Source organism: Pseudomonas sp. SDO5271_S396, assembly GCF_054071795.1.
In genome coordinates this window covers 1-10,336 of record NZ_JBSVWB010000089.1, presented here as the reverse complement: position 1 = coordinate 10,336, position 10,336 = coordinate 1, and the positions used below count along the sequence as shown (strand labels likewise).

The window sequence follows — 10,336 nt, the reverse complement described above, 5'->3', positions numbered from 1 at the left end:
CTCGCTGGGGCTCGACAACTCCCACAGGGGATTCGCAGTGGCTGGAAAAACGCTGTCAGCAGGGCCATCGCGCCAGACACGTTCTCACCAACAATGGAGAGCCAATGTGGTGGTGCTTGAATCGCATCAGGCACGCAGTTCGAACTCGGCACTGCCGAGCCTCTCCCCATTCACCAACACATGCACCACATGCCGGCCCGGGTAGTGCTTGCGCGTGGTCATATCGCGAAGGTGCTGTTCGCGCCGAATGTGTTGTAGCTCTCCGGCGCCCAGGTTAAGCGTCTTGAGCTTGAACACTTTCGCGGCACTGTGGCCGGCGCTTTTCACGTAGTCGATGGCGTAGTCCACCACCAGCTTCTGTGACGTGGCGGCGGTGGATTCGAGGCTGAACGACAGGCTGATACGTTCGCCCAGGCTGATCACTGCCGGCGTGACATGCAGGTGGTGGATCTTCACTTCGGCCTTGGCCCCGGCACCCATGATCGTCAGTGCGCGGGTATTGCCTTGCTTGATCAGGCTGCGCAAGGCATGGCGGGCAATCCAGGCGGTGTGAGGGTTGTCCAGGGACCAGCCTTCGATCAGCGTGAGTACCCAGTCCGGGTGGTCCTTGGTGATGTCGTTGAGGTGATTGGCCACCGATTTGCGCACGTACAGGCTGGGGTCGGCCTTTAGATGGTCGAGGATCGAAGCGCACAGTTCGGGGTTGGCTTGCACGTCGGCCAGGCGGAAAGACCATGGCAGGCGTGGCCGCGAACCTTCGCTGGCCAGGCGACGCACGTGTTCGTTGTCATCCCGCGACCACTCCTGCATCACGGCCAGGGTGCGCTGGAAGTCGTGCAGCAGAAAATGGCGGATGGCGAATTCAGCCGAACCAAAAGTGGTGAAGTACTTGAGCGCGGCCATGGAACGCTTGAAGTCATTCAGCCCGTAACTGGCCACGTAGTGCGGCAGGAACAGGCTGACGAACGCGCTGTTCAGGCGCGGTGCCAGGGCGTAGAGCCGCTCGAGGGTTTGGGGATAGTCCAGGGGGATCACCGCATGCAGGCTTTCGCTGACCCGCGCCATGCGTTGCATCACCGACAACGCGTCCAGCCCGGCTGTTGCGTGCTTGAGAAAGCCCTTGGCGTCGAACGCCGGGTACACCGCACTCATCTCGCTGGCGATGTGTTGCAGACGTGCGACGTTGAAGATTTCCTTGAGGGCCGGAGCGCTTTGGTCGGTCATCGGTGATTCCAGTGTGGGGGTTAGAGAAACCAGCGATATTCCCGCGCCTGGATCTCCTGGTGGAAGGCCAAGTGGTCCTGGCGTTTGTTCTCGCAGTACACGTCGACAAATTCGGCGCCCAGCTTATCGCGCAATACCGGTTGATGCTGCATGGCGCGTACCGCTTCGAGCATTTCCAGGGGGAAATCGGTGCCGCTGCTGCGGTCGTCGTTCAGTGGCACGATGGGCTCGCGCTTGGCTTCGAGACCATGTTCCAGGCCAACGAGGATCGCTGCCAGCACCAGGTACGGGTTGGCGTCGGCACTGGCCAGGCGGTGTTCGATGCGCAGGTTGCGCGGGTCGGACTCGGGGATGCGCACGCACGCATCGCGGTCTTCGAAACCCCAACTGGCACGGGTGGCGGCGTTGACGGTACCGCCCAGGCGGCGGAATGCATTGTGGTTGGGCGAGAAGATCGGCATGCAGTGCGGCAGCAGTTCCAGGCAGCCGGCCACCGCGTGGCGCAGCGGTTGCTGCTGATGGGCCGCCAGCAGGTTATTGCCCGCGCCGTCGTAGAGGCTGACGTGCACATGCATGCCGCTGCCGGGAAACTGCAAGTAGGGCTTGGCCATGAAACTGGCGCGGTAGCCATGCTTGAGCGCCACGCCACGGGTGCTGCGGCAGAACAGGGCGGCCCAGTCGGCGGCGCGAAGGCTGTCGTCGACATGGCCGAAATTGATTTCGAACTGGCCCGGGCCGATTTCGGCGGTGATCACCGTGATATCGATGCCCTGATCCCTGGCGGTCTGCGCCATGTCGTCCAGCACCTCGTTGAAGCGCGAGAGCCGTTCGATATGCAGGTTGGGCTGGTCGTCGGCATCCCCGCTCAGCGGGTCGCGGGCGAATTGCGGCAAGCCATTGTCGAGTTGCTTATCGAACAGATAGAACTCCAGTTCGAACGCCACCACCGGATGAATACCCTTGCCGTGCAGGCGCTCCAGCACCCTGGCCAGCACTTCCCGGGGTTCGAATTCGATGGGCGCTTCGGTGCCGTCCGAGGTGATCAGCATCTGCCCCAAGGGCTGGCTTTCCCAGTTCACCGGTTTGAGCGTGCCGGGCACCAGTCGGCGATTGGCGTCCGGGTCGCCATCGTTGAAGCAGTAATCCCCGATCTTGAACAACCCGCCCTGGGCCCCCAGCAATACGGCGTTCTGCGGCAACTTCAACGGGCTGCCGGCCGCGACTTTTTCCAGCATCTCGATGGGATAACGCTTGCCGTAGAAGTGCCCGGGAAGGTCCAGGGCGATCAGGTCGACATAACGCACGTCAGGATGGTTCTGGCGAAAGGTCCGTACTTCGGCCAGTAACGTGGAGGCATGGCTTTTCACGGGTGCAGCTCCTAGTTGTAAACCCACAATACGCGGGCGGGCAGATCGGTCAGGTTGGCGTAGCGGCAGTGGGCGAAGCTGGCCAGGTGGAAACTGTCGCCCGGGCCCAGGGTGACTGAGCCGGGTTCGCCGTCGACCCACAGCGTCAATTCGCCTTCCAGCACAAAACCGGCCTGTTCGGCGCGGTCGCTCATGGTCTGTTCACCGCTGTTGGCGCCAGGTGCCAGCAGACTGTCGAGCATCGAAAACGCGCCGTTCATGCTGGGCGATACGAGGATGTCGGTGATGCCGTTGGCGTAATACACCGTGCGCCGTTCGCTGGGGCGAGTGACCCAGTCCACGGCCTTGGGTTTGGGCTGGCTATAGAAATACGTGGTGGGCACGTCGAGGGCGTGGCTGATCGCGGTCAGATCCGCCACGGTCGGGCGCGACAGTCCGCGTTCCACCTGGGACAGGAAACCCACCGATCGCTCGATCTTTTGCGCGAGCTGGGCGAGGGTGAGTTTCTTGTGTTTGCGCAAATCGTGGATCAGCGCGGCCAGCGTGGCGAGTTCTTCTTGTTGGTTCATGAAATTTATTTCGATAAATTTCATGAAAATTTACAGGAATTATTTCACGTCGGCAATCGGCGGGGTCATTCCCGCTCGTAGCTATCCACCTGTATGCCATCGGCATCGAACACGTTCACCCGGTTTTCTTCCTTGGCATCCCAGATGCTGTACTTCGCCTCATTGCTGTTGGCCGGGATGTTGTAGGTGGTGTACGAACCGAGTTTTTTCACCAAGGCGTTATTGCGGTCGATCAGTACCAGGCCCTCGAAGCCTTCCATTTCCGCCGAAGCGAGGTTTTTCTGGAAGGCGTTGAGGGTGGTGTACTTGAGTGGCACGCGCAGTTTGCCTTCGGTATCGACAGCGCCATAGCGGTTGCCTTTTTTCACCACCGCCATGCCGTTGGAAAAGGGCTCGACCTCGTCGTACGGCAGGTTGATCGCCAAGGTTTTGCCTTGGGGGTTGATGAAACTGAAGGTGCCGCGCTTGCGATCCTGCACCAGTTGCGGCTGGCCCTGGATAAACGCGCCGACGGCACGGGTGCCGGCGGGGTTGAGTTTCTGCAATTTCAGGTTGTAGACGTCTCTTTGTGCGTCTTCCCCCAGGGTGGTGTAGAGGTAATCGCCGACCACCTCGACAGTGGAGAATCGAGGCGCCAACAGCTCCTTGCCGGCAAGGTTCCACACCCCGTAGTTCGAATCGACACCGTAGGTCTTCTGCCCGGGTCGGCCGATGAACAAATCGCCCACCACCTCGACATTGACGTATTTCATCGGCACCACGACCTGCTGTTTCTTCACGTCGTACACGCCGTAGGGCCCGTTGGTTTCGCGCTCGACGATCATCAGGTCGTCATTGATCGGCTTTTCGATGATCTCGAACGGCAGCTCCTTGAGCGTGTGTCCACCCGGCACGAACACGAAGTACTTGAACAGCAGTTGGCTCCAGCCGTCCTTCTCGGGGGTGCTGCCGACCTGCATGTTGTACACGCCGGGCATTTCGGTGTACTCGATGCGCTTGAAGCGCGGCTTGACCACCCACTGGCCCTTGTCGTCGATGAACCCGCTTTTTTGCGTGGCGTTGTCGTAGGCGATGTAGCGGCTCTGGGGGGGGACCGCGTTGTGCATGTCCAGTTCGAGGGTGTCTGGCCGCGTCGGGTCCAGCACGTAGATCACCACACTCGCCGGGGTGTCTTCGAAGTGGTAGGTGGCGTGCACATTGGTCAACGCGCTGGCCGTCTCCGGCAGGTCCTTGACGAACTGCTCCAGGTGATCCTGTACCGCGGCACTGGTTTTATAGCGGGAGAAACCGCTCTGCATACGCAGCAGTTCGTCGTAGTACTTGCGCAGGTTGGCCTTCTGCTCGGCGGTGGGCGACGAATTGGAACTGTTGCCGCCGCTGTACAGGGGCTTGCCCTCGGCCGTCAGGCCCTGGATCACGTAGGTGCTGTCTTTCGGCGTGGCCAGCAGCAGCGAGGCACGGTCGTCGGCCAGGGCGGTCAGTTGATAGACCTCGCCGCCGCCGGCGGTGACTTTCGGATGGGACGGGTCCAGCACGACTTTCTTGAAGCCTGGATAGGCCGGGTAGGTGAGGGTGACGCTGACGCGCTCCACCGGCTTGTTGACCTTGAGCTCGGCGCGCGTGCTGTCGTCATCTTCGGCGTTGCTCACGCCTATCTCTGTGAAAGGCTGTTGTGTTCCATCGCGCAGGTAAACGGTCTGTACCGCGTAACGTTCTGCCTCGCGCGGGCTGGGCAGGGCACCGCGCTTGAGCACTTCGCGAATCGGTTCCACCTCGAGCATGAGCCCTGACTGGTTGTCGAAGAACATCTGCTGGAACTGTGGTTTCTGCTGCTTGAGGGCTTCGAGAGCGCTTTTCAGCTCGGCGGCGGGCATGGGCACGAAAGGTTCGTCATAACGCAGTTCTTTCTTTTCGGCGGGCGTCTTGGCGGTTTTCGTCGCCGGGGAGATTTCCAGGCGCAGGCTTTCGATCATCGCGATCTGGTTGATGCTGTCGCGCACGTCGAGCACCAGGTAATTCAGGCGTTTTTTCGCTTCCGGCAGGGAGAGCGTGTGCAAATCGCCCACATCGCCTTCGTTCAACTGGTCGTCAGTGTATTCGGTGCCGGTCACCAGGCCCGTGATCCCATTGCGGTCGATCAGGTAATAGGCTGCGCCGCCGATCACGGCGACCACCACCAGGGCGCTGGCAACGAGCTTGATTCGGGTCAGGGGTGTTTTCATTGTTATCGGACTCGAGAATGGGCTGGCGCAAGGTTAGCAGGCTGAATGATTCCGCGCGCCTGTGGTCGGAAGCTGGGTACGCGTCATTAATCGAAGGAGTGCCCATGAAGTCCGGATCTCTCGCTGCCAGCCTGTTGATTGCCGCCAGCCTGTCCACCGCCAGCTTTGTCGCGCTGGCCGGCGATACCCCACAGGAAACCGTGCAACCCTCCAACATCAATGCCCATGAGCTGAAGGAAGGTGATCGTGCGCCGGACATGCTGATGCGCAAGGAGTCGGCGGTCACCGACTGGAAACAACGCGGTCTCGAACAGCCCGAAGCCGACAGTCAGTGGGCGCGCGCAGGTGATAAGTTCGTGCTGCTCAAAACCACGAATGGCACCATTCTCGAGATCACGCCCGCCAAGAAATGACCTGCGTTTTTGCTCGTTCCTGCGTTAAGGTAACCGGCCACGAATACCGCGTTACCTTCCAGGAATGAGAGCAGGATGCTTGCGACCCTCAGACACTACCCCCGCACCGTAAATCTGTTGCTGTGCGCCACGTTGCTGCTGACGCTGGCCAAGGCAATAACCTTTCCGTACCTGGTGATCTACCTCACCAGCCAGTTCGCCCTGACGGTCAGCGAGGTCGGCCTGGTGATCGGCAGTTCGCTGATCGTCGGCTCGCTGCTCAGCGTGTACGGCGGGTTTCTGGTCGACCGCATCAACAGCTACCGGCTGCTGCTCGGCCTGACCGCGCTGTTTGCGCTGGGGTTCTTCGGCATGCTGCTGGCCCGGGGCATCTGGTTGTTCTACAGCTGCCTGATCCTGATCAACCTGGCTTATGCGGTGATCGATATCGCGGCCAAGGCCGGTTTTGCCAGCCTGCTGCCGGAAGAGGCACGCAGCGAAGTGTTTTCCATCAAGTACACCCTGACCAATATCGGCTATGCGGTCGGGCCGTTTTTCGGCGCGATGATCGCTCGGCTGGATATGAGCTTGCCGTTCGTGCTGTCGGCGCTGCTGGGGTTGGGGTTTCTGCTGCTGTACGGACGCTGGGGCGATCGCACGCTGACCCACGTCGACGCTACGCAGAAGCCGGTGTCGTTCCTGGCGGTGGGCGGTGTGTTGCTGCGGGACCGGCGTCTGGTGTGCTTCACCCTCGGCGGCCTGCTCAGTGCGGTGGTGTTCGGCCAGTTCACGGCCTGGTTGTCGCAGTACCTGGTGACCACCACGTCCAACGACTACACCTACACCGTGGTCAACGCGGTGCTCACCACCAATGCGGTGATGGTGATCGCTCTGCAATACGTGATCGGGCGGCGCATCTCCCACCGTTACCTGGGCCAGTGGCTGATCTTCGGCCTGGGCATGTTCATGCTGGGGCTGGTCGGGTTTGCGCTGTCCACCAGCGTGCTGTGGTGGGTGCTGGCGATGGCGGTCTTCACCGTGGGGGAAATTGTGGTGTTCCCGGCCGAGTACATGTTTATCGACCGGATTGCCCCGGACCACTTGCGGGGCATGTATTACGGGGCGCAGAACCTGTCCAACCTGGGAGCGGCCCTGGGGCCGGTGTTGTGCGGGCTGGTGTTGGCCAGTCTGCCGCCCCACACCATGTTTTACATGCTGGGGGCGTTCATCGTCGGGGGTGGGGTGTTTTACTTCATTGGGGCGTCGTTGAAGGCAAATCATCCAGTGTGAGCTTGCCCACGTTGTTGCTTTGCAGTTCGTAGCGCAGCTCTTCCACCATCTTTTCCACTTCCTGCGGGGTCTGCAGCCGGTTGGTGCTGATCCCGGTGACCACCAGATCGACCCGGCCGGACTCAGCGTCGTAGACCTTGAGGGTCAGGGACGCGTCCCGGCACAGGGTGAATTCACACGTCAGGGGCGACAGGCCTTCTTCGATGCAATTTCGCAGTTGGGCGAGGGTAAACATGCAGGTTCCTTCATGGCACGGTTGGGATGCCTTGAAGGTTATGCATCGGGCCCCTGCGCCATAAGGCGAATTCGCACTAGCCGGGCTAGTGCATTTGCACTCTCGCAGGCTATTTTTTCAGGCGCAGCTCACTGGCAAACAGCCCGCGTTCACGGGCCCAGACGATTGCCGCGCTGCGACTGTGCACCCCCAGCTTGGAGTACACCGTGGCCACGTGGTTGCGCACGGTATTGGGCGCCAGTTTCAGGCGCGAGGCGATTTCTTTATCGGCCAAACCCTCGCAGATCAGGCCCAGTACATCGCGTTCCCGGGCCGTCAGGTCGGTAAAGGCCACGGTCGGTGCATTGGCGCTGTTGACGCTCTTGGCGTTGGCCAGTTTTTCGATCAGGGTCTGGCTGAACCAGGACGCGTCCTGCATGACTTCTTCGATGGCCGCCACCAGCTCCAGCTCCGAGCGCTTGCGTTCGGTGATGTTCATCATCACCAGCAGGTAGCACGGCATGTCCTGGATGGTCACGGTGTCGGCGGACACCACGCAGTCGATCACCTCGTTACCCTTCTTGCGTATCTTGAGGTCCTGGCCGTCGAGGGCGCCGGCTTTTTCCAGGGTGGCGAACAACTGCGCGCAGGCCGGTGAGCTGTCGATAAAGTCGATGTCTTCGATGGATTTGCCGATGAGCTCTTCGCTGATATAGCCGGTGATGCTCATGAACGCGTCGTTGACGTCCACCACTTGGCGGTTGGCGGCGTTGCACACCAGGGTCGGCACCGGCGTCAGGCGGAAAGACTTGGCGAAACGCTCTTCGCTCTGGCGCAGGGCGATTTCCGCTTTGCGCCGTGGCTCCAGGTCCATGAACGAAAACAACATGCAGTCTTCTTCGTTCATGTCCAACGGCTGGCCTGCGACGATCACCAGCTTGCTGCCGCCCTCGGGCAGGCGCAGTTCGGCTTGCATCTGCGGAATCGTCGCACCTTCGCCCAGGCGCTGGATCGCCAGGTCCTTGCGTTCGGCGTGTTCGAGTACGTCCAGTTCATAGACCGATTTGCCGATTACCTGGTCGCGGTTGTAGCCCGTCATTTCCAGGAAGCCCTGGTTGACCTTGATATAGCGCAGGTCGCTCAGGCGGCAGATCACGGCTGGCGCCGGGTTGGCGTTGAAGGTTTTCTCAAAGCGCTGCTCGGCACTGGCCCATTCGGTGGCGTCGCTGAGGATCACCACCAACAGCTCCGGCTCGCCGCGCGAGTCGGTGATGATCAGGCTGCGCAGGCGATGCACCCAAGTCCTGTCCGGGTCTGACGCAGGGGTGACTTCCACCACCACATCGCTGAATTCATCACCCGCTGCCACGCGTGCCAGGGGATAGTTCTCCGGCAGCACCGGGTGGTTGTTGCGGTAACGCAGGGCAAAACGTTCGGCGTATTCCGAGGTGTTGCTGCCCAGGGCCATGACGGCTTCGACGCCGTGCATGTGCAACGCGGCCTCATTGGCCCAGAGGATGGTCTGGTCGACTTCGGCGAGAATGATGCCGTCGGACATCCCGGAGATGATCTGCTGCAGTTGGCGACGGTTGGTTTCTTTGGCAAGAACGTCCTGGCTCATAAGGTCTCCGGGGGTGGGCGCATGTGAAGTACGACACCTGGGGCTCAGAATAGTGCAGATGCACTACGGTGGTACTGGCACCAAACGTGCTAGTGTCAGCACCTCTACTTTCCTGCGGCAGTGCCTGGCGATGCGTGATATCTACAGCGTCTTCAACTCCAATGGTGCCTACGAAACCGGGGCCCATGCCCATGACGAGTTCATGCTGATGGTGCCCGAGCACGGCTTGCTGCGGTTCAAGGACGAAGAGAGCGGGCGCACCACCTCGGTGATTGATCGTCAGTTCGTGCTGGTGCCGCCGCAGTGCAGTCATTCCTCGTCATCGCTCACTGCCAGCCAGGGCCATCTGGCGTTCTACGTCGACCCCGATTACATGCGCTTCGCGCTGCGTGACCTGTCCGGGGATGCCAATCGCCTGCTGCGCGTGCCGACCCTGGGCATCTGGCAAACCTCGGCGCCGCTGCATCATTTACTGCTGGCGAAAAAAGCCTTCAGTCAACCCGACCCCTATGTCGACCGCCGCCGCCAGCTGGCCCAGGCCGATCACCTGCTGTTGCTCGAATGCCTGGCGATTTCCCTCAGCCAACCCAGCCTGCAGCGGTCCTCCACCGAGCGCCACGGCGCCATGCTGGTGCGCGATGTGAAAGCCTATGTGGAAGGCAACCTTGAGCACGCACCGGGGCTGGATGAGATTGCCGCGGTGTTCCACATGTCGCGTCGGCACCTGACCCGGTTGTTTGCACTGCACACCGGCGAAACGGTGTTGGCCTATGTCCAGCGTTTGCGCCTGGAACGCGCGCAAACCCTGTTGCGGCATACGCGCATGTCGGTTCTGGAGATTGCCAACAACGTCGGTTATGAATCGCCCTCGCACCTGGCCCACGTGTTTCGCCGGGTGCTGGGAGTGTCCCCGGATGAATGGCGGCGCGGCGCATAGCACGCGGTCAAGATGTGGGGCTCTGCTGGCCGTTTTTCCAGACACTGCAAGTCCTCTGTGGGAGTTGTCGAGCCACGGCGAGGCTGAGAAAGTGGTGGGTCAGGTGGCATCTGTGTCGGCAGTGAGGCCGTCTTCGCAGCGATGCGGCGACCCGACAAGCCAGCTCCCACAGGGGATCTCTGTTGTTGGTAAAAAAAGCGCCCGGCGCGATGGCCCTGCTGATGGAGTTTTTCCAGCCACTGCCAATCCCCTGTGTGTCGAGCCACGGCGAGGCTGCGAAAGCGGTGGGTCAGGTGGCATCTGTGTCGGCAGTGAGGCCGTCTTCGCAGGCAAGCCAGCTCCCACATTGGAACGCTGTTTTTGGTGAGAAAGTGCCCGGCGCGATGGTCCTGCTGACAGTGTTTTTTCCAACCACTGCAAGCCCCCTGTGGGAGTTGTCGAGCCCCGGCGAGGCTGCGAAAGCGGTGGGTCAGGTGGCATCTGTGTCGGCAGTGAGGCCG

10 protein-coding genes are annotated in these 10,336 nt (G+C 61.1%); 4 read left to right on the top strand and 6 right to left on the bottom strand.

Features of this window, described 5'->3' with window-relative positions; translation table 11 throughout:
• Positions 1–126: 126 nt before the first annotated feature.
• From ACW9IN_RS29510 to ACW9IN_RS29495, 4 genes are all read right to left on the bottom strand, one after another.
• Entirely contained in the window at positions 127–1,224 is a 1,098-nt protein-coding gene (locus ACW9IN_RS29510) for a DNA alkylation repair protein (RefSeq protein WP_457369161.1), read from the bottom strand.
• Positions 1,225–1,244: 20 nt separating this feature from the next.
• Positions 1,245–2,591 carry a glutamine synthetase family protein gene (locus ACW9IN_RS29505; RefSeq protein WP_457369160.1) on the bottom strand — a complete coding sequence of 449 codons (1,347 nt, stop codon included), beginning with the start codon at positions 2,589–2,591 and terminating at the stop codon, positions 1,245–1,247.
• A gap of 11 nt (positions 2,592–2,602) precedes the next feature.
• Positions 2,603–3,160, bottom strand: coding sequence for a helix-turn-helix domain-containing protein (locus ACW9IN_RS29500; protein WP_457369159.1), 558 nt, complete (start codon positions 3,158–3,160; stop codon positions 2,603–2,605).
• Between the two features lie 65 nt (positions 3,161–3,225).
• Positions 3,226–5,382, bottom strand: coding sequence for a WG repeat-containing protein (locus tag ACW9IN_RS29495; RefSeq protein WP_457369158.1), 2,157 nt, complete (start codon positions 5,380–5,382; stop codon positions 3,226–3,228).
• A 104-nt stretch (positions 5,383–5,486) separates the two neighbouring features.
• On the opposite strand from ACW9IN_RS29495, the gene ACW9IN_RS29490 reads away from it, so the two are divergent.
• Positions 5,487–5,795 carry an RcnB family protein gene (locus ACW9IN_RS29490; RefSeq protein ID WP_457369157.1) on the top strand — a complete coding sequence of 103 codons (309 nt, stop codon included), beginning with the start codon at positions 5,487–5,489 and terminating at the stop codon, positions 5,793–5,795.
• Positions 5,796–5,870: 75 nt separating this feature from the next.
• Complete coding sequence (locus ACW9IN_RS29485; RefSeq protein ID WP_457369156.1) at positions 5,871–7,064, top strand: MFS transporter; 1,194 nt, start codon at positions 5,871–5,873, stop codon at positions 7,062–7,064.
• On the opposite strand, the gene ACW9IN_RS29480 is transcribed toward ACW9IN_RS29485, so the two are convergent.
• Positions 7,027–7,299: a DUF1652 domain-containing protein gene (locus ACW9IN_RS29480; RefSeq protein ID WP_457369155.1), complete on the bottom strand. Its 273-nt coding sequence runs from the start codon at positions 7,297–7,299 to the stop codon at positions 7,027–7,029. The two genes, ACW9IN_RS29485 and ACW9IN_RS29480, sit on opposite strands and share 38 nt — an antisense overlap.
• A 109-nt stretch (positions 7,300–7,408) precedes the next feature.
• Positions 7,409–8,899 carry a PAS domain S-box protein gene (locus tag ACW9IN_RS29475; RefSeq protein ID WP_457369154.1) on the bottom strand — a complete coding sequence of 497 codons (1,491 nt, stop codon included), beginning with the start codon at positions 8,897–8,899 and terminating at the stop codon, positions 7,409–7,411.
• A gap of 130 nt (positions 8,900–9,029) precedes the next feature.
• Between ACW9IN_RS29475 and ACW9IN_RS29470 the strand changes: the two genes are divergently transcribed.
• Complete coding sequence (locus ACW9IN_RS29470; RefSeq protein ID WP_457369153.1) at positions 9,030–9,836, top strand: helix-turn-helix domain-containing protein; 807 nt, start codon at positions 9,030–9,032, stop codon at positions 9,834–9,836.
• A gap of 182 nt (positions 9,837–10,018) precedes the next feature.
• The coding region (locus tag ACW9IN_RS29465) for a hypothetical protein (protein WP_457369152.1) at positions 10,019–10,336 on the top strand (318 nt) is incomplete at its 3' end.